The organism is Bacillus sp. A015, from assembly GCF_053851875.1.
Map to the genome: position 1 here is coordinate 21,966 of NZ_JBSPZB010000006.1, position 19,643 is coordinate 41,608.

A 19,643-nucleotide genomic window follows, 5' to 3' on the forward strand; every position below is an offset into this window, starting at 1 on the left:
ACTCCCTTAATGATTAATGATGAAATGGTTTTCCTGAAAAAATATAAAATCCGAAACAAATCACATGGAATGTAATAATGATCGACACAACCATTGTGACCTTATTATCCGGCCACCACTTGTGCTTTTTATTCCATTTCTCAAATAAATTGTAACCGGACATAACAACTGCATGGTATAGTCCGTAAATAATATATTGAAGTGCGAGTCCATGCCAAGCACCCATCAATAAAAAGAGGACAAAATACCCAATATTCGATACGGCCATCCGGTTCTTGATCCACTTCTTTTTTGTCATAAAGAACACAAATCTCATAAACACGTAGTCTCTGAACCAGAAGGACAAAGACATGTGCCAGCGATTCCAGAAGTCTTTAATGTTCCGGCTGATAAACGGTTTATTAAAGTTTTCTGGTGATTTGATGCCCATGATATAACTCACACCCACAGCAAACGATGTATAGCCAGCAAAGTCAAAGAACAAATACATGCTGTAGGCATACATATACGTCAACTGCTGAACAAAGTGACTGCTGCTAATATGATGAATATTCATCAGAATATACGTGTGAATCAGATATCCAATAATGAACTTATATAAGAAGCCGATAAAAATTTTATGAATACCTGCGTATAGAAGATCACTGTATGCTCCCTTTTCAGGCGGCGTATCCATATCCTTTTCAAAACGGCGGTAACGATCAATCGGACCTGATGAAATCGTCGGGAAAAAGACAATGAAATAGACCAAACGATGAATCGGCATTTTCTTCTTAATCAAGCCGTCTCTTGTCTCAATAATTAACTGAACACCTTTAAATGTTAAGTACGAGATCCCTAAAAAGCTCAGCCAGTTCATTGGCGGCGGGTGATGCGGCTGATGAGTTAAAAAGAACGGTAAGATCTTTGATAGCACAAGCGGCAAAATAGATGCCACCACTGCTATATAGAATACAGATGCTTGATTCGCTTTTAGCCGGTACGCAAGGTACAGGCGTATGATCAAGACTTGCCACACTGTGAATAAGAAGAGCAGCAGTGCGCCATGTGCATCCTTTGAGAAAATAAGCGTGAGCGCCACAACCGTTGCAAACATGTTGTAGCCCTGCATTCTTTTGCCGCGAAGACCAAGAATGATCGTCGGCAAAAGAAGAATACCAATGAGAATGAAGAAAAAGAATGAACTAAACGGAATCATAGAAGAACCTCTTTCGCGATTCTCTTACGGTCAACCTTCCCGTTTGGCGTCATGTACAACTGCTCAAGATAGACAAACTTTCTTGGAATCATGTACGCAGGCAGTGAATCTGCCATCTCTTTCTTAATCGCACTTGTCAGCTGATATTCTTTTTCAAATGAATGCGCTGCTGGGACAATCGCTGCAATTAAATACTCCACATGACCGTTTGGCTGGAACGGCACAATCACACAAGCATTGACATAGGTTGTCTCGCTCACATGATATTCAATTTCTTCAAGCTCCATCCGGTATCCATGCAGCTTAATTTGATAGTCCAGACGGCCGTGGCACGTAATTAAGCCATCCTGTTTCACACCTGCGTCACCTGTTCGGTAAGCAGGGCGGCCTTCGTATTCAAAGAACACTTGATCCGTTAAGGCTTGTTCACCTAAGTAGCCTTTGCTGACGCTTGGCCCCACGATGACAATTTCCCCTTTTTCACCATCAGGAAGGGTCTTGCCTTCCTCATCTAAGATGACGATATCTGTATCCGGTTTGGCATAGCCTACTGGTAAAGAATCGTGCTGATCAAGAATCGCCTGCGTGACTTCAATCGATGTGATCGCAACAGTAGCTTCAGTCGGACCATACGTATTAAAGACCTGCGCCTTTGGAAAACGCTCAATGAGTGCACTTGCTACAGATACAGGAAGTGCCTCGCCGCAGAACAAGAAGACTTTCAGCTCTGGTAAAAGCTCCCCAGTAAAGGAAGGGTCCATTAAGCACATTTGCACAAAGGAAGGTGTTGATGTCCACACCTCAACGTCAGATTGACCAAGTGCTGCAAACATATCCTTCGGCTTATTGACGAGATCTTTCACTAAACAGTAAAGCGTGCCGCCTGATTGAAGCGCTGGATACAGATCCATCACCGATAAGTCAAAAGAAAATGGTGCTTGATTTAAGAACGTGCGCCCCTCGCCAATAGGGAAATCGCTGCACATCCACTCTGTAAAGCTTTCTAAATTGCTGGCTGTTACTTGAACGCCTTTAGGCTTTCCGGTACTGCCTGACGTATAAATGATATAAAAGACATCATCACCTTGAACCCACTGCGTGGATGGCGGTGCTTCTTTTTCAAGTGCTAAAAGCGATGCCGCACTCTTCACTTCAATGTGTTCTTCTACATCCAGTACTGTCTGCTCATTTGCACAAATCAATAGACTGGCTTTTGAGCTTTCAATAATCGAGACAATACGCTCGACAGGTATTGAGATGTCGACCGGAATATAAGGTCTGCCTGATTTCACACTGCCTAAGAAAGAAATCAGCATCTCTGGCTCCATATGACCGTATACAATGACAGGTGCACTGTCAGTTGCGACTGCATCAATCGCACCAGCCATTTGGTCTGATAGATGCCAAAGCTCATCATATGTGATCGAAGCATGTTGAGACACAAATGCTGGCTGTGTAGGTTTCGTTTGTTGGTATTCATGAATCGTGTGTAATAGTTTCATAGTCTAATCTCCAATTAAAAATCGTTGTAAATGAATGATCCCGTATTTGCTGTATGGAACCCGTAAATAAAAAACAATAATAGAAAAATAAGTAAGTAAAAACTTGTATATCCTATCCATTTTACAGACTTATTTTCTGATAGCTTTTTGAATAGCATATTGATAACCTCTTTTCTTTTGACACTTATAAAGACGCACGAATCATCCAAAGGTTTCATATCAAAACATAAAAATTTTAAGAAATCATAAAAAAAAGATGTCGAAAATATGAACGTACCTTAGGCAAAGCTGTCTTATTGTAACAAAGATTTAATGTATTTGAAATGAAATGGAAGCTTAAATTTGCCTTAAAATTGGTGAAAGCTGTCGAATAAACGCAAAAGCCACCTAGTTTGCCTAGATGGCTTTGATTTCAATTACTTCGAATTTGTGTGAATTTTATTTATCTAGAGAATATCTTTCAATAGCTTCTTCTGGAGACGTTTCTTTATCAAACACAAGATAACGACTATAAACTTCTTTTAGATGAACTGATTCTTCTAAATTATCTACTAATTCAAAGGTATCTAAAATTGCAACTACTTTGTTAGTAGTCATTCCACCCTCTGAATTTTCATAAGTTTCTTCTGGAAAGTTTTCGTGTATGATACTTTCAATTTCATCTGGTTTTTTTGTTTTTATTAGAAAAATTCTCTCTTCAAATATTTTTTCAGGGCTTAATCGTGGCGAAGTTGTTGATTCAAATAAAACTTTTACAGAATAAATATCGTACATAAATTATCACCTTTCATTTCATTTTTTCTTAAATCTGTTGTCTGTTAACAGTTTTTTAGCTTTTTTAGCATTCTTTTTTCCTTTTTTTGCGTCTTTGTTGATTTGTTCTATCGTTTTATTTAAGTATTCACTTGGAAACTCTTTTCTGATTGACCCTTTTCTATTCTTAGAGATGAATTGGTCTGCTGTCATTTTATGATGTTTGACAACTTGAGCCTCCCAAGAGTTTGAAGAAAATATCATACCACCTACAATGACAGCACCAGTTGCTAATACTGCAGCTTGTCCTAACCCTGGAATAAAGAAGAAAGGAAGTGGGATGGCAAATTTAGTTTCTGCAAGTTGATCAGGATTTAATTCTCCTTCAGATGATACAAAATCATTTGTGTTAATTACAACAGTTTCATTTTCTGATGCCTTTGCTGGTGCTTGTAAAACAAAGGTAAATACGGATAGAGCTAATAGTGTGGAAATTATTTTTTTCATCATGTTAAATACTCCTTATAGTTTATTAGAAATTTACTTGAATAAAAATATTATATTATATTAATTAGATTTTCAACGATCTTAAGGTAAATTTAAGAAAATTTGTTTTATATTAACGTCTCTGTGAATATTTCCTCCATTATATCTTGATAAAACCCATAGTTTCATGGGTATCTCATCAATCCATTATAAAAAAATCCGTCACAAGACAGGTGGGTTCTCCATTTTCATCCAGCCCCCAAAAGCTTGGGTACATACCGTCACCGATGCCTGTTGTAAACATGGCAATGTCCACCTTGTCATGAAAACGGGTAACGAGCCAGTCCCATGTATGCTTGTAGTTTTGCTCAAGGGCTTCTGCAAATTCTTCATAAAGATAGAAATCATTATCTTCTTTATGTCGTTTATCCTCATAAGCTTGTAAATATCGTGCTGCTTCCGCATCCATGAAACAACCCATTCCCGTATTCACACCGTAGCCAAAGAACTCATCTTCTAAAACCAGATGCACTCTATGAAACAGATAATGGACTAGAAGACGACGATAAAAATTATACAGAATATAATGCAAGATTATAGCCCCTTTATCCAATAAGCTCTTTGTATATCACCTTCTAAGAGCATGAGGATTAATGTTATTCAACCCATACCTTTTAGAATATTTATGGAGCTGCTTAGATATGGCATTATTAGTTGACTTTGTATCTAATGATGTCCCTTTGTAGCTTATAAGAAGATAAGAGTTTGTCTGTCCATAATACTCTCTTATCTTGTTATTCTGCATAATTAGAATTTCCATCAGATGCAATAGCTCATCATCAAGAGGTAACTTTAATAATTTGTGGTTTTTTAGTATTGTGCCGTTCATACATAATAGCTTTTTTTCAAAATCAATATGCTTTTCTTGGAGCTGTCCTAATGTATTTATCCTAACTCCTGTTCTATACAGAGTCAAAACTGCCACAGCATCCCTCAAGCCTATAAAGCTATTTAAGTCTAACAAAGCGAGTAAAACCATTACATCATTTTTCTTAGCATCTTTCTTGACCTGTTTATCAACTTTAATATTAATGCCATGCCAAAACCTTGAGCCATCCATTATTGAAACACTTTCCTAGAATTGCCATTAGACATTTTAACCTTGTCAATTTAGTCTGATTGGATACTTGCATTGAATCAAGCCATAAATAAATAGTGTCTGTTGTAATTTCCTCAAGGTATTCTACATTTGTGATTTTCCTAAATTGAGTCATATACCTGATATAGTCAGTAATAGTTCTTCCTCTATATCCACTTACCTTCATCTGCTGAATTATAAAATCCAATACATTATCTAAGTCTCTGCCATTTTTCTTGTTTGATGCTGTTCCTTTTTCTGAACCACCTAAAGACTTTTCTGGTACAGATGCTCCCTTTCCTTGATTAAAAAGGTTAATGTATGCAACTACATTAAAGATATCCTTCTTCTTAGTCATCCTGTCTCCTCCATTAAATATAAATTAGAGGTAGTAGAACCTTTCAGAAATATTGTAGGAGATAAAAAAAGAGATGCTCCCACAGTGTTCTAATCTGTGTTAGCATCCCTCCTCTGCCCAAAACCCTGACATATCAAGGCTTGAGATTGTAAAACTGTACGTCCCAGGAGAGATTCGAACTCCCGACCGACGGCTTAGAAGGCCGTTGCTCTATCCTGCTGAGCTACTGGGACATGTTGTTATGTAGTGCACTGCGCTCGATTACCTCAGCGACAAGATTTATTATATTACTATTGTTCTTTAAAGTCAACGGTTTTTCGAAAGTTTTTTTCATAAGGGGCAGATGCTGCACCCTTATGAAATACCTTCCAATGTCACGGTGTTTTCGAGGTCTTGTATCGCTAGACCCTCGTCCGTGTAAAATTGTACGTTTGCTTCGCTTCCATCTAGTGTCAGTATAGCATAGCTGCGCTCTTTTCGCACTCTTGGCAGGTGCACGCTGCCTGGGTTAATGAGGAGCTTTCCTCTTAGCAGCTCACTGCCTGGGATGTGCGAGTGGCCAAAACAGATAATGTCTGCGCCTAGCTCTTCTGCACGGTAGTAGACTTGAAGCAAGGATTGTTTGATGCCATGCAGATGTCCGTGGGTGAGAAATAGTTTTCCGCCTCCATCAAGGGGGAGCAGGAGCTCTTCTTCAAAATCGCCCATAAAGTCACAATTTCCTTTGACGACTTTGTATCCTTCGAGTGCTGGGTGGTTCGTTTCGAGTTCTGAATCTCCGCAGTGAATCATCATGTCTACCTCAGCCGCATGCCGTTTGGCGATGGTTTGAAGGTCGTCTGTGAGTCCATGACTGTCACTAATGATGAGTATCTTCATGGCTTCATTCCCCCTTATTCATTTGCGTCTAGCAGTGATGAAAGCTTTTGAAGCGCGACCGCTCGATGGCTGATCTTGTTTTTCTCCTCTGGTGATAACTCGGCCATCGTCTGGTCTTTGTCTTTGACGATGAAAATCGGGTCGTATCCAAAGCCGTTTTCGCCGATTGGTTCTTCTGCGATGAAGCCTTCTACTGATCCTTCTACCGTCTTTGTTTCTTTGCCCGGTATGCTGACAGCAAGGGCACATCTGAATCTGGCTGTGCGGTCTTCTTTTTCAATTCCTTTGAGCTCGCTCAGCACTTTTTCCACATTCTCGGCATCGTCTTTATGCTCACCAGCGTATCTCGCTGAATAAACGCCAGGTTTCCCGCCAAGATAATCAATCGACAGACCGGAATCGTCTGCAATCACCATTTCACCTGCTTTGGCCTGAATGGCCTCGGCTTTGATGAGCGCATTTTCCTCAAAGGTTTGTCCTGTTTCTTCGATCTCTTCTGAGAATCCGATGTCTGCTAGTGTTTTGACCGTGAAACCCTTTGGCTCAAGAATGGCTTTGAATTCTTTCGCTTTGCCCGGATTATGCGTTGCAATGATCGCTGTTTTCATCCTGATCAAACCCTTCTAGTTATTCGATGACTTCTCCTGTCACTGCTTTTTGCTTTTCAATTAATTCTTTGATGCCCTTTTCGGCTAGATCAAGCAATCCGTTTAGCTGCTCTCTTGAAAATGTCGCTTCTTCGCCTGTGCCTTGAAGTTCAACGAAGCGTCCAGCGCCTGTCATGATGACATTCATATCCACTTCAGCCGAAGAATCTTCTTCATAGTTTAAATCTAACAGAAGTCCCTGTTTAGAATCAATTCCGACGGATATCGCCGCTAAATAATCAGTGATTGGGTTTTCTTTCATGACTCCTTCAGCCCGAAGCTTTTGAATCGCAAGTGTCATGGCGACAAAAGCACCTGTGATGGACGCCGTCCGTGTTCCGCCGTCTGCTTGAATCACATCACAATCAATCCAAATTGTGCGTTCACCAAGCTTTTCTAAATCAACGACTGCGCGGAGTGCTCGTCCAATTAAGCGCTGAATTTCCATTGTACGTCCTGTAACTTTTCCTTTAGAAGATTCTCTAATCGTTCTTTGTGCGGTTGCTCTTGGAAGCATGCTATATTCTGCTGTGATCCAGCCTTTTCCTTCTCCTCTTAAAAAAGGAGGTACGCGGTCTTCGATGGATGCGTTACAAATCACCTTCGTATTTCCCGCTGAGATTAAGACAGAGCCCTCTGGATGCGTGATGTAGCCTGCCTCTATTTCAATTTTTCTTAATTCGTCATATTGTCTTTCATCTAATCTCATGATTTACCTCCGTTACGATATACATTCCGCGCGGGTGCCAGCGGGGTTCTCCTACTAACTTTGACAACCTTGATTGATTCTAACCGCTTGGAATAAAAAAGAGGCAGCGAATATGCATGCCTCTTTTTCTCCATTATATCAATGTGTGACGTTAAAAACTACCTGTATTCACTTGTTCTGGTCTTGAAACTGGCTTTGTGAGCTCTGCCCCTTTTTCATTCACAAGCTCTGCCTTGCCGTTAACCTTCACAGATACGCTTTTCACATCCGGCAGCTCTGTTAATGTGAGGACAATGCTATCAAGAACTTTTTGTGAAATGACCTTTTTCTTTTCATCGGCACTGCCAAAAATGGATTCATTGAAATCAAGTGTCACATGACCGTCTTTTACTTTTGGTACATCATTCAGCTTCACATCTTGATCAAAGTCTGTGAGCAAATGGCTTGTTTTGCTTGGCCCAGAGACGAGCTCATCTATGGCTGCTGTAATTGGATCATCCTCGTCTTTTGGCGCTCTTTTTGTGACTGGGACGTAATAGGTCTGCTCATCAGATTCAGATAAGTAGTAAACGGTCACTGGCTTTGTTGATGTCATGTCAGCGGCAGCCTCGTGCTGAATATTAACGCCGTCCTCTCTGCTTAAATCATCTGAGATCGGGGTGCCGTTCACAGGCATTTCTTTTAATTCATGTCCATTCATCTTCAAATTGACTTTGGCTACCGAATCAAACTGCGTTAACGTCCAAGTGACAGATTGCAAAATGCGCTGTTCGTCTTCTTTTTTATAGTTTTTGAATTCATTTGAAAAATCCACAACCGCCGTTCCGTCTTTAATATCGACAGATACGTTCGTGTCAGCTGGCAAGACGGCTCTAAATCCATTTGGCATCAGGTTGGAGATGGGTCCTCCATCCACGAGATATTCAAGGGTTTGTTTGGCACTTCCTTCGTTTTTCGGCAGCGGAATGGATTGAGACACGACATAACCGTTTTTATCAATTAAATATAATTCTCTCATAACCGTATCTGCCTGCTTCTCTTCTTTTCCTTCTTTGGCTGTTTGTTTGTCTTCTTTATTTTCTTTCACATATGTGACGTTTTGTGGTGGATCAATCTCTGTTTTCGCTTGGTCTGTTTGAAACAATCCGCATCCTGATAAAAGCATGGCTGACGCAATACACGTCACAGCTGCTGTAGTTCCTTTTTTCAGCATACTTCACCCTCCTCTAGTAGTTTGTACTACTATGTATACGAGCTCCCCCTGCGGATTAGACCCTTTTCATAAAAAAATAACCCACTTCAAGTAGAAGCGGGTTATTGCTGATATACCTGCTCAAGCGACACGGTCTCGACCTTCCCTGGCAGGTAGCCGAACCAGTCACGAGCAATGTTTTGAAAGTTTTGCTGCTGCCCTGTTGTGTAAAATGTATGAACAGGCGCTTCTTTAGAAGCATTTAACAGCCCTTTATATGAAAGAATGGTACTTGCTTCTCTAGCTGTCTCATCCCCTGATGAAATGATGCTTACATCACTGCCCATAAAGCGCTGAATCGGCTCTTTTAAAATAGGATAGTGCGTGCAGCCAAGAATGAGCGTATCAATTCCTGTTTCTTTCATCGGTTCAAGAGAGGCTTTCACGACTTCATCTGCTGTATGATCTAAAAACGTACCGCTTTCGACAAATGGGACAAGCAACGGGCAAGCCAGACCTTGAACCGTTAGACCTGCTTTTAAAGAAAGCAGTGCTTCTTTATAGGCCTCGCTTTTGATCGTATTGACTGTTCCGATGACACCAATATGCTGATTGCTTGTCACCTTGATCGCTGTGCGGGCTCCGGGCTGAATCACACCAATAACCGGAATATCGAGCGTTGCTTTGATTTCATCAAGTGCAATGGCAGTGGCGGTATTGCATGCAATGACAAGCATTTTAATATGATGATGTCTCAATAAGTAATGCGCCATTTCCCATGTATATTGTAGAACCTCTTCTTCTTCCCGAGGGCCATACGGACATCGTTTCGTATCGCCTACGTAAATGATTTTTTCTTTTGGCAGTTGCCTCATGATTTCCTTCGCAACGGTTAAACCGCCAACGCCGGAATCAATGACGCCGATTGGTTGATCCAACAAAATCGCCTCATTTTCTTTTCATTTGCTGCTGTAGTTTCGTTAAAGATTGGTTGAAAACGATGGCTTCTTCTTCTGAGAAAGCCCCTAGAAGTTCACTGACGTATTCTTGGCGTTTGACAATCACTTCTTGAATGATCCGCTCGCCTTCAGGCAATAAATGAATGCGAACCACGCGGCGGTCAGAAGGATCTTTCACCCGTTCGACAAGTTCACTTTTTTCCATTCTATCAATTAAATCGGTTGTCGTACTGCAAGCCAAATACATCTTTTGTGATAGCTCACCTATTGTCATATCTCCGAATTCATAAAGCCACTGAAGCCCTACAAATTGAGGTGGTGTAATCGTATATTGATTCAGGATTTCTCTGCCTTTTTGCTTAATAATTGCGGCAATGTGACGCAATGATTTTTCAATCTCTGCAACATGGTCGAACTCATTCGTTTCCATTTCATTGATACCTCACTATAGCATCTCACTTTGATTAAAATGTACATTCCTATTTTCCTCGTTTTTCAAAGAAAATGCAAGAAGAGACTCAAGGAAATCACATAGAAATAACCGGTTCCTCCCCGATGCGGAAGGAAAACCGGCTGACGTTAGAGCTCTAGCTCACCCATACGCAGAAGCTCGACTACGGCCTGTGAACGACCTTTAACTCCTAGCTTTTGCATGGCATTTGTTATGCATACCTTTTACAAATGAGTATAACTTACAGGATCATTTAAATCTATAATGAAAATTCATTTTTCCGTTTGGGTGGATAACAATATGATCAATGAGCTTATCGAACACATGCTTTAAATCTTTCTCTTTGTCTTCAAGCTCTCGAAGAACCGCTTGCATTTCCATCATTGAACTTTTCTCATCATGCACCTGCTGTAAGGAAAATAAACTCTGTTCAAGTTTAATTATATTAGATTGAATTTCATTGCGCTTTGTTTGGAACTCGGCTTTTGAAATAATCTGATCTTCTAAATAAAGTTCCAGCAATCTTTTATTCTGTGTTTCTAAAGATTTCAACTCTACTTTAACAGACTTCATTTGTTTTTCTTTTTGTTCAATTGCATTTTTTCTGTAATCATGTGATATATCCTTGGAGAATTCGATTAGATTTTCAATGACTAAGTCCCTGACCTCTTCATAAGTAATTGGAACATGGTTAACACAACCTTCTTGACCAGCTCTTCTGTAATTACTGCATTTAACGTATTTCCAATACGTTTTTTCACCATTTTGTTTGGCTCTGCTTGTTTGGATAATCACCATATTAGAACCACATTTACCACAAATAAGTAATTGTCTCAACTCATTCCACGGTGTGAATTTAGTTTTTTTATTGACAGTCAGTTTATTATTTGCTTTTTCCCAATCCTCTCTTGAGACAATCGGCGGGCAAAAGTCTTCGTAAACGGTCCATTTTTCGGGTGGATTCCGAATGAATTTTTTTCGACCATCAACTTTTATTGTAGTATGCCTATTAGCTATATGCACGCCGCAATATATAGGGTTTCTCAAAATGGTTTGAACTGTTGTGAGCTGCCAATTACTACGTTTTTTTGGAGGTGGTATTTCACCTAGCTTACATTTTTCTTGCAAAGCGTATGTAACCCTTTTATGGCCCAATCCCTCGTTATTATAAAGATGAAAAATTAATCTTATAACTTGAGCTTCACTTTCATTAATTACTAGGTGTTTACCATCTTTCTGGTAACCGTAAGGCACTCTTCCTGAATGCTCACCACGTCTGGCTTTGGCTGCAAGTACACCACTTATATTGACTGACATAGACTTAGGTAACTGCTCAGCAAAAAGAGCTGACATTTCAAACTTCATTGACGCTTTACTTTCGTAAAGGCTGTCATAGTCTTCTTCGAGTGTAACGACACGAACTCCATTAGACACTAAAATCTCTCTTATGTATAACGCATCTTTTAAGTCACGTGCAAGACGTGTGATGGATTTAAAAATAACCATTTTTATTTCTTTCTTTTCTGCCAATGAAAAAATGTATTTCATTGCTGCCCTATCTTCAAGGACGGTTCCGCTTATACCGTCGTCTAACAAAACAGAACGGTCATCCCATTCATAGTTGTGTTGCTCGATCCAATATCGACAAACGTCAATTTGGTTTTCCTTAGAACTTATTTGCTCGTCTCGGTCTGTCGAAACCCTTGTGTAGACCTTATAAGGGTAATCGTCATATTTGATGATTTCTTCAACTGATTCTTTGCCGAAATGCATATAACACACCCCAATTGTGAATTGTTCTTACTAAATTATAACATCCTGACCATCAATTCCGTAATATTCTTAATTTGAAAAAATATTATTTCTCCTTTTTCCAATTACATATTATGGTATACTCATTTGGAAAATATTTGTTTCGGAGGGTCTGTATTGAATCTTATTAAAACTTTTCTCTTTATGATTTTATGTACCTTATTCTTATCTGCTTGTGGCAAAGAAGATAACACATCCACTAGTAACTCTAGTAAAAAAGAAGAAATCATGGAAAATAAAGAAAAATTAAACGTAAAGATCACCTTGAATAAAAAAATTAAAGATAATAAAAAAATTCTCATTAGCGGAAAAAGCAATTTACCTAAAGATACAGCATTATCAATTGATCTAGAATGTCCGGAATGTTCAACCTATTATCACGACTTCTCTACTGATGTAAATGTTAAAGAAGGTGGAATGTTTGATTATGAATTTTCTAATGAAGAAGGCGAGGAGTTTGAAGGGGGGAAGTATATTGCTTATGTAGAAACGTCACCCGAAAATCTGCAAACTGACCATGTTAGAGAGATTTTCGGAAAAGATGGTACTAATCTTTCTGGTCCTAATGTTAGTGATTCTGGTCGCGTAGCTACTGCAGAAATTAATTTTAAAATTAAGAATTCCTCGAAAGTTAAACAAAAAAGTAAAAAAAACAACGCTGCAGGAGTTACTAAAAAGAAGGATGAAGAACTGTCTACTTTGAAAAGAGAGGCGGAATATGAAATTGAATCTATTGTAGAGGATAATTACAAGGCTGCCTCAATTGAAAAGATCGAAATTAATCAAGATATGAGTACTGACCAAGATAACAAACTAATCGCTCTTGTTTACCTCTCGTTTGATTTTAAAAATTCTGCTCAAACTTCTTATAATATGGTGGAAATGTTTAGTGATGATTTAGCTTCAAAAATTGGAACTGACAATAACACGATTAACCAAATCGCTGTATTTTGGAAAGTTCCTTATATAGATGAAGATGAAACATTAGCTAAATTCTCATACGAACGTTCAGGAGAACATATGATAATCACTGATAAAGTATCTTCTTTAAGATGACCCTTCGACTTGAAGGGTTTTTTATTTACATTTATAATCGAACATACATTCTTTTATAGAAGGGTACGGTGTGACCGATCTTGAAAGAAAAATTTACCGAATCATCTACAACATGAGCAGATTCGGAAAGAATCCCTCGATGGATGACCTTAAAAGGAAAACGGGTAAAGATGAGCCAACGATTCGTAAGACGGTTAAAAACTTAGTTTCTCGTAAGGAAATGACGTGGGATAAACAGAAGAAGGAATGGCGGTTCAAGTAATGTAAAAAAGCCGCCCAAGAGGACGGCCAACAATTTTTATTTGTTTATGTTTTTCTTTAAATCCTCAATTTCATTTTTGATGGATTTATTTTCTTTCTTGATTTTCGAAACCTCACTGACTGTAAATAACAAAGTTGCAACTATAAGTAAAATCAAAATATACTCAAACATGTTAAATATCCATATAGTAGTCATCAAAGCCAAATGTAGCTGCAATTCCGATAACCGGAACTAATGCTGCTCTGAAACCCCATCTGTGTTTTTTATAAGTTGATTTCGTTAACTGCTTGCGCTTGTAAAGTTGATTGGCGATATAGCGACCAGCAGCATATCCACTCCCCACAATTGCGGTCATCCCAGTAATTATACCGATCACAACAAGTATAGGATTATGTACTGTGGCTTTATCTTTTTTGTCGAAAAGACTGTCGATTTTAAAGATGTCATTGTCAGTTAGGCCAAGATCTAACGCGCCTTGATATAATTCAGGATCGTTTTTTGTAAATGATTCAGACGGTGTTTTTTGTTCATATTGTGGCTGATTAGCTTTTGCATCTGCAAACTCTCCAAGCGTACAGGAGATACCCAACGCAGCTACAATGGACAAAGATGTTCTTTTTATCCATTTTTTATTCAAATAAAACCCTCCCCTTTAAATACAGATTAAGCATAACTTAAAATATACAGTAATTTCCATAGTTACAAATAACCGAATGCCTAAGGTGGATTAGTAATAAAGTATGTAATTTACGACAAACAAAACAAGCCCCTCCAATAAGGAAGGGCTTTTGCTTTTCACTTTACTTCAAGAGTGCTTCGAGTTTCGCTTTCGTTTTCGGTCCATAGATACCATCAGCAGCAAGACCATGCATGAGCTGGAACCGCTTGACCGCATCCGCTGTTTTTGGTCCGTAATAGCCATCAGCGCCGTTATTTTTGGCGCCTTTGTCTGGATAGTAATATACAGCCGCTAGAGCTTCTTGAATTTGCTTTACAGCCGTTCCTTTCATCATAGGTGCTTTTACCTTAAAGATGCCTGACGGAAGCTTGTACGCCTTCTTAGATGCTTTTTTCTTAGGTTTTGTTGTTGTTGATGTTTTCTTAGGTTTGGAAACAGAAGTTTTTCCACCTAATGTCTTCAGTTCTTTTTCAATGGCTGCTTTAAATGAGTTCCATCTACCTTCTCCAAGGATACGGTGAGGACAATACTTTCCGTTCCAGTCTTGATGCTTGCGAACTCGATCAACACCCCAACCACGTTCTTTAAGTAACTGCGCTACAAACTTAATGGCCAATTTTTCTGCGGCTTTGTATCTAGCACCGCCGGACTCGCTATAACAAATTTCAATGGCGATTGACTTGCGGTTACCAGTACCATTTGTGCCGTCACCTGAATGCCACGCATTGCGGTCTAAGGGTATTGCTTGGATCACCTCTTCATCGTCCACTGCAAAATGATAGCTCGTCGAACTTAGGTTATTGATCATATAGTTAATTTCACTTTCTGCTGCTGCGTCATTCGCTGTATTGTGGATTGTAATGTATTCTGCGTTCATTTTGTTCGGACATTTTAAGCTGTATCTACTGGAAGGGACCATTTTCTTTTTCACTTTGATTGTCACATTCATCTACTCCCTTAAAATTCGTATTTTTGGTATTAAAAAAGAACCGCCTGGGGCAGCCCTTTATTTTGTTAACCCTTTTTGTTTTAGGACTTCTTTTTGCAACTTGCCTTTGTCGGTCACATAGTTATTTTTAAACCATGCCACCAAGGTTGTGATAATTGTAAAAATCATTGATCCCGCAAGGTACAATGTGTCAGCCAATGAAGTGACTTGATCCTCATCAATCGGCAAAACAGGTTTGCCAAACATGATTAGTGCCTGGTTGATTAATGCAATAAAAAGAAGCACCGTGCGAATGACCGTGCCTTTGTCAAAGTTTTTCATATTAAATTCCTCTTTTCGTTTTATTTTTGGTTTCTTTCGATACGATCTAGTTTTTCAATGACAACGTCATATTTCTCACTGAATTTTTCTAAAACGTGGTTTTGAGCATCTATTTGCTCGTTAAGCTTGTTTTCTCGCTCTTTAGTTGTATTGAGCACATAAAACAGCACCCAACAAAAAAGAACCGCAAACGGTCCTTGTGTCATTAAATATTGAGCCAAATCCATCTCCACCATACTCACTCCCTCATTTTGTCCACCCCCTTAAAGAAGGCAAAATAAAAAGCACCTGTTAAGATGCTGTTGTTCCTAAATCCACTGAGACAGCAGGCTTATCAAACTTCAATCCTGTGATCTCTTCAAATTCTGTTTTAGTGATAACTTTCAATGAAACGTACTCTCTCATTATTTCAGGCGTATACACGCCCCAATCCCAAAATACTTTTATGTCGGCCGCCGTTGGATAAATCATGATGCCCCGCCCCTCTGTATCTGCGATACCTGCAATGTGAGTAAAGCCATTTGTTTTTTAAGTGTGGGTATATCATTGGGTAAAGGCGTTTTAGGCTGCAAGCTCTCAATATACTCTTTAGATGCTGATTCAAACCACTCTCTCTTGTTCGCATCATATTCAGGAAGATATAAACCTTTTTTCGGCCGTACATCCGTAGCGTTCTTTGGCAGCTCGTCATAATCAATTACATCTTCGCCTTGATATTTAAAATTTTCGTCATAGTAATAAATGTGCATGATGCTTCCCCTCCTTTACCACAACGGGATTGATTCGTTAATTTCGAACCTGCTCACATAAGAGTTGTCATTGGCGGACATCCCATCAAAACGTAAAGAGCCGTCTGTATCAAGTGTAAATCTAGCAGATCCATAAGACCCTACCGTTGCGCCGACAAACACAGTTTTAGCTGACGGTTTTTGAGCAAAACGAGCAATGATAGTATCGTTCGCTGGTATGCCCTCAAAAGACCCCCGAAGGTGTAAAGTGTTTAGACGTATTGAGAATTTGAGAGGGTTTCCCGCAAATTGTTTTACTGTTCCAGCGACTAACGTTACCTGGTTCCATGTGCTGATTGAATCATCATCCGTCAGCATCCGTTTCCATCCTCTGAACGATCCGTCCGTATGAGTCGTTCCCCACCAATGCTTATTATCTGCGCTCCTTATCACATGGAGTGTTTTACGATTGTTGCTATTGTCAAAAACATAAATGTTAAACCACGATGAATCGGTTTTACTTGGCATATTGACTACGTTTGTGCCTACCGCATAGTAGTAGCCGGAAGGCAGCGTTAATATGTCTGTGCCGTTCGGAAGCAACTGACTTGTACCTAGATCTGTCGTCAACTTATATAGCTGACTATTATTCCATTTGTCTTTTTCAGCCTCGGTTACCTTATCTTCCTCAGTCAGAACACGTGTCCATTCAGTCCATGAAGAATCGGTTTTTTTAATTCTGTAATACGAATTCCGTCCTGCTGTATCATAGATAGTTTGTAATAGGGTAGTCTTATAACTGACTACAATCATAAAGGCTCCATCAATAAATTGAGGCGCGTTTAAACCCTTGTTATAGATAAGATAAAGACCGGTATCGGTTATCTCGTTATAGTCGGTGGTCTCGCTTACCCCTTTATAAATAGGCTTACCATTATTTTGAGTCAATCTATACAGTTGCCCCTTATTCCAACTACTTTTTTCTGATTCTGTTACGTGAATCTTTTTGTTTTCAATGTGAGGATCGACGTACTTTTTGGATGCTTCAAGTGCTGCATCTGCTTTTAATTGTGCCCCTTCAGGTGTTTCTGCATGTTCATCTGTGTATTTCTTGGCTGCTAAAAGTGCTGCGTCTACTTTAGCCTGTGCGCCTTGTTTTGTTTCGATCTTTTCCAAGTCCTCGAACTTGGCATTTAATTCATCAATCGTTAGGATCGCTTCATCGTAAAGCTCATTTATCTTTACTCTTAAAGCCTCGAACTCGTCCACATAATACTCAGTGATTGGCACAATGTCTTGATCTATAAGAGACTTAGATATTTGGAAAGAGAATTGGTGCACGGACATAGATTGATTATTCGCATAGTACAAACTTAGCTCAGCTTGTACTATGCCGTAGTGCTTAATCTCTTTGTCTGACAAGATATACTCCGCATGACCGTTCACTCTATCAACTATCGTTACGTCTCTAATGAATCGGCTGCCGTCTGACATAACTAATACAAGTTTTCCTGTGACAGCTGCTAGAGGCAAAGGGACTCCATCTTTAGAAAGTTTAAATACTAACCTTGCTGTCTGGCGATCCTGCGTCCAAAAATTAATATTGGTTGTAATGCTTGAACTAGTATAGGCATTTACATCAAAATCAAGTGGACCATTCTTCCGAATCATGTTATCACCTCTCTTATGTCACATTCTCTATTGTCTTAATAGGATCAACGCTGTTGTCTTTTAAGCTGCCCTCTGCGCCAGCTCCTTTAAGCCTGTTTCCAAAATGCTGAATACGAGAACACTTGCTAGTAAAATACATCGCGTATCTGCATTTCTTTCCACGCACTTTGTTGAATCGAACTGCTGAATCGGTGACCCCGTCCATCAAAATAATTCCGTAATAGGGATTAGAAGTGGAAGTTCTTTTTCCCGCATTATCAATGTCACTGAAATCTACGCTAATATTTTCTGAATCTCCTGAAACAGAAATCCCCGAATATCCAACTTCACGTAAAGTTGTGTTTGTTATATCAACATTTTTACAGCCTAATTCCACACGCACGCCGTTTCCTTCGATGTCTCGTCCAACGCTTAAATCGACTTTGCCATTGCTGCAGCGAGTTAAGAGCACCCCGTGATGCTTGATGTCTCTAAATTGATTATTAAACACCGAAAAGCCATCCACATCTGATAAGTGAATAGCATGCTTGACCTTTACGCCATTGATTTTATTGCCGGAAACATCCACGTCATCAATTTTTTGAATCCCTTTACGGCCGTAAATCTGAATAGCATGACGCACTTTAATGTTTGTGAAAGTGTTATCTTTGACTGAAAGACGCTTTACCTTGTTAACCCTGTTTGTAGGATTGCCGTTCGCGTCTTGTGTGTAAACTGATTCTACTCTAGGAATCATAAGCCTCACACCAGATGCACAATTCTTAAATCTGTTTCTGTCTATCAGAACATCTTCCCATTTGTTTCCTGATATTGCGTATTCAGTCGTGTCCTCAAAATCATTATTTTCTATACGGATGTCACTATACCAATAACCATCAGTGCTGGTGTGTGAATCTACACCGCGCGCATATCCCCCTAAATTTTCGGATCTGCTGAAATAGCAGTCTCGTATAGTGACATGCTTGCTGACTGTTTGATCATAAGCTCCAAAAGCTCCAAAGTTACCTGCCAATCTCATCAAGTCCAGCTGAATTGCAGCAGAAAACCACCTGTCTCCCTTATAATCAGCAAAACCTTTAAACCAGACATTTTCTATTAAGACGTGCTTATTGCCTGCGCAGTCAAAGGCATGACCGCCGCACACATCTTTGATCGTGATGTCCCGGATGATAATGCGCTCAGCATGAGCGAATCCCAAGACTGAACATTGTTCTTTGATTTCACCACCTGCGCTATCAAGCACCCCTTGACCGTCGATCAGTAGGTTTCCGTGTCCCTCATAACCTTTTGTTTGATCGTCTTTGTCACCATTTACAAGCATTGATCCTATAAATCCGCGCCTAATAACTGCGCCAGCTTGTAAGGTTAAGTGAGTGTTTTTATAGATGCGTGCTGTCTCCATTAATTTGTATTTTCCAGGAGGAACAACAATGTGCACAGGATATAATTTTGCAAGGCTAAGAGCTGCCTTGAATCCTGCCGTAAAACTTCCGTACTTTTTAATAAACCTTTTTAGGTTCAGGGAAACGGTAGCGTCTTCTATTTCTTGCTCAAGAATTTGAAAGTCATAGTCTAATCTGTCTTTTGCTGTGGGATGAATAGATGCATCCCTAGCGACACGAATATCAACGACTTCTTTTACGTCTTTTCCATCGTGATTTAATACTAGATTGATTATCCTTGACCACATGTTGTCTATTCGATTCGCAACAGAATACAATCCGTGTTTGATTTGATTAGACGTATGAGCTATATCGCCTGTTTTATGTCGTTTCAAATCATCTGCATTCTGATTCAAATGATTTTCTATAGACTGCATATCTTCTCGCAGCTGCTCTGCGTATTTCGAGTTTCGTCTAGTATCATAGTCCTTTCTAAGCCTCACCATGTTCT

The 19,643-nt window shown here is 39.5% G+C and carries 25 protein-coding genes, 1 tRNA gene and 1 pseudogene; 2 read left to right on the forward strand and 25 right to left on the reverse strand.

Features of this window, described 5'->3' with window-relative positions; all coding sequences use genetic code 11:
* Positions 1–13: 13 nt before the first annotated feature.
* The 17 genes and pseudogenes from dltB to ACSLGF_RS07120 form a co-directional block, all read right to left on the reverse strand.
* Entirely contained in the window at positions 14–1,198 is a 1,185-nt protein-coding gene (gene dltB / locus ACSLGF_RS07040) for a D-alanyl-lipoteichoic acid biosynthesis protein DltB (RefSeq protein ID WP_456003817.1), read from the reverse strand.
* Complete coding sequence (dltA, locus tag ACSLGF_RS07045) at positions 1,195–2,700, reverse strand: D-alanine--poly(phosphoribitol) ligase subunit DltA (RefSeq protein WP_456003819.1); 1,506 nt, start codon at positions 2,698–2,700, stop codon at positions 1,195–1,197. Before dltA ends, dltB begins: the two co-directional genes overlap by 4 nt.
* A 14-nt stretch (positions 2,701–2,714) precedes the next feature.
* A complete protein-coding gene (locus ACSLGF_RS07050; RefSeq protein WP_223251640.1) occupies positions 2,715–2,864 on the reverse strand; it encodes a teichoic acid D-Ala incorporation-associated protein DltX in 150 nt (49 codons plus the stop codon).
* Between the two features lie 274 nt (positions 2,865–3,138).
* Complete coding sequence (locus ACSLGF_RS07055; RefSeq protein WP_060596905.1) at positions 3,139–3,474, reverse strand: DUF4288 domain-containing protein; 336 nt, start codon at positions 3,472–3,474, stop codon at positions 3,139–3,141.
* Positions 3,475–3,492: 18 nt separating this feature from the next.
* On the reverse strand, positions 3,493–3,963 hold the full coding sequence (locus ACSLGF_RS07060; protein WP_060596906.1) for a hypothetical protein: 471 nt from the start codon (positions 3,961–3,963) through the stop codon (positions 3,493–3,495).
* 175 nt (positions 3,964–4,138) lie between these two features.
* The gene (locus ACSLGF_RS07065) at positions 4,139–4,531 is read right to left on the reverse strand and encodes a DUF4241 domain-containing protein (protein ID WP_456003821.1); all 393 of its coding nucleotides are present in this window, start codon (positions 4,529–4,531) and stop codon (positions 4,139–4,141) included.
* A gap of 36 nt (positions 4,532–4,567) precedes the next feature.
* On the reverse strand, positions 4,568–5,059 hold the full coding sequence (locus ACSLGF_RS07070; protein WP_310426494.1) for a site-specific integrase: 492 nt from the start codon (positions 5,057–5,059) through the stop codon (positions 4,568–4,570).
* Complete coding sequence (locus ACSLGF_RS07075; RefSeq protein WP_456003823.1) at positions 5,028–5,435, reverse strand: hypothetical protein; 408 nt, start codon at positions 5,433–5,435, stop codon at positions 5,028–5,030. Before ACSLGF_RS07075 ends, ACSLGF_RS07070 begins: the two co-directional genes overlap by 32 nt.
* A gap of 159 nt (positions 5,436–5,594) precedes the next feature.
* Positions 5,595–5,668: transfer RNA gene (locus tag ACSLGF_RS07080), tRNA-Arg, on the reverse strand.
* Between the two features lie 121 nt (positions 5,669–5,789).
* Positions 5,790–6,314, reverse strand: a complete 525-nt coding sequence (locus ACSLGF_RS07085; RefSeq protein ID WP_456003825.1) for a YfcE family phosphodiesterase — start codon at positions 6,312–6,314, stop codon at positions 5,790–5,792.
* A gap of 14 nt (positions 6,315–6,328) precedes the next feature.
* Positions 6,329–6,931, reverse strand: coding sequence for an XTP/dITP diphosphatase (locus tag ACSLGF_RS07090; protein WP_456003827.1), 603 nt, complete (start codon positions 6,929–6,931; stop codon positions 6,329–6,331).
* A gap of 10 nt (positions 6,932–6,941) precedes the next feature.
* Positions 6,942–7,670, reverse strand: a complete 729-nt coding sequence (gene rph / locus ACSLGF_RS07095) for a ribonuclease PH (protein WP_099726947.1) — start codon at positions 7,668–7,670, stop codon at positions 6,942–6,944.
* Positions 7,671–7,821: 151 nt separating this feature from the next.
* Positions 7,822–8,883, reverse strand: coding sequence for a GerMN domain-containing protein (locus ACSLGF_RS07100; protein ID WP_456003830.1), 1,062 nt, complete (start codon positions 8,881–8,883; stop codon positions 7,822–7,824).
* Between the two features lie 101 nt (positions 8,884–8,984).
* The gene (gene racE, locus ACSLGF_RS07105) at positions 8,985–9,803 is read right to left on the reverse strand and encodes a glutamate racemase (RefSeq protein WP_456003831.1); all 819 of its coding nucleotides are present in this window, start codon (positions 9,801–9,803) and stop codon (positions 8,985–8,987) included.
* Between the two features lie 7 nt (positions 9,804–9,810).
* A complete protein-coding gene (locus tag ACSLGF_RS07110) occupies positions 9,811–10,251 on the reverse strand; it encodes a MarR family winged helix-turn-helix transcriptional regulator (RefSeq protein WP_003216546.1) in 441 nt (146 codons plus the stop codon).
* 149 nt (positions 10,252–10,400) lie between these two features.
* Positions 10,401–10,487 (reverse strand): annotated as a pseudogene (gerE, locus tag ACSLGF_RS07115) (spore germination transcription factor GerE); the annotation flags it as partial.
* Between the two features lie 34 nt (positions 10,488–10,521).
* Positions 10,522–12,045: a recombinase family protein gene (locus tag ACSLGF_RS07120; RefSeq protein WP_456003834.1), complete on the reverse strand. Its 1,524-nt coding sequence runs from the start codon at positions 12,043–12,045 to the stop codon at positions 10,522–10,524.
* 156 nt (positions 12,046–12,201) lie between these two features.
* Between ACSLGF_RS07120 and ACSLGF_RS07125 the strand changes: the two genes are divergently transcribed.
* Positions 12,202–13,140, forward strand: coding sequence for a hypothetical protein (locus ACSLGF_RS07125; protein ID WP_456003836.1), 939 nt, complete (start codon positions 12,202–12,204; stop codon positions 13,138–13,140).
* A gap of 70 nt (positions 13,141–13,210) precedes the next feature.
* Positions 13,211–13,402, forward strand: a complete 192-nt coding sequence (locus ACSLGF_RS07130) for a hypothetical protein (protein ID WP_456003838.1) — start codon at positions 13,211–13,213, stop codon at positions 13,400–13,402.
* Between the two features lie 172 nt (positions 13,403–13,574).
* Here ACSLGF_RS07130 and ACSLGF_RS07135 read toward each other — a convergent pair whose 3' ends face one another.
* The 8 genes from ACSLGF_RS07135 to ACSLGF_RS07170 form a co-directional block, all read right to left on the reverse strand.
* On the reverse strand, positions 13,575–14,039 hold the full coding sequence (locus ACSLGF_RS07135) for a hypothetical protein (RefSeq protein ID WP_456003840.1): 465 nt from the start codon (positions 14,037–14,039) through the stop codon (positions 13,575–13,577).
* 163 nt (positions 14,040–14,202) lie between these two features.
* On the reverse strand, positions 14,203–15,024 hold the full coding sequence (locus ACSLGF_RS07140) for a peptidoglycan recognition protein family protein (RefSeq protein WP_456003843.1): 822 nt from the start codon (positions 15,022–15,024) through the stop codon (positions 14,203–14,205).
* Between the two features lie 63 nt (positions 15,025–15,087).
* Complete coding sequence (locus ACSLGF_RS07145; RefSeq protein WP_456003846.1) at positions 15,088–15,351, reverse strand: phage holin; 264 nt, start codon at positions 15,349–15,351, stop codon at positions 15,088–15,090.
* Positions 15,352–15,371: 20 nt separating this feature from the next.
* The gene (locus ACSLGF_RS07150) at positions 15,372–15,584 is read right to left on the reverse strand and encodes a BhlA/UviB family holin-like peptide (protein ID WP_099682843.1); all 213 of its coding nucleotides are present in this window, start codon (positions 15,582–15,584) and stop codon (positions 15,372–15,374) included.
* 58 nt (positions 15,585–15,642) lie between these two features.
* The gene (locus tag ACSLGF_RS07155; protein ID WP_144468793.1) at positions 15,643–15,822 is read right to left on the reverse strand and encodes an XkdX family protein; all 180 of its coding nucleotides are present in this window, start codon (positions 15,820–15,822) and stop codon (positions 15,643–15,645) included.
* A complete protein-coding gene (locus ACSLGF_RS07160; protein WP_456003850.1) occupies positions 15,819–16,100 on the reverse strand; it encodes a hypothetical protein in 282 nt (93 codons plus the stop codon). Before ACSLGF_RS07160 ends, ACSLGF_RS07155 begins: the two co-directional genes overlap by 4 nt.
* A gap of 15 nt (positions 16,101–16,115) precedes the next feature.
* The gene (locus ACSLGF_RS07165; protein WP_456003852.1) at positions 16,116–17,750 is read right to left on the reverse strand and encodes a BppU family phage baseplate upper protein; all 1,635 of its coding nucleotides are present in this window, start codon (positions 17,748–17,750) and stop codon (positions 16,116–16,118) included.
* Between the two features lie 13 nt (positions 17,751–17,763).
* On the reverse strand, positions 17,764–19,638 hold the full coding sequence (locus ACSLGF_RS07170; RefSeq protein ID WP_456003855.1) for a right-handed parallel beta-helix repeat-containing protein: 1,875 nt from the start codon (positions 19,636–19,638) through the stop codon (positions 17,764–17,766).
* Positions 19,639–19,643 lie beyond the last annotated feature (5 nt).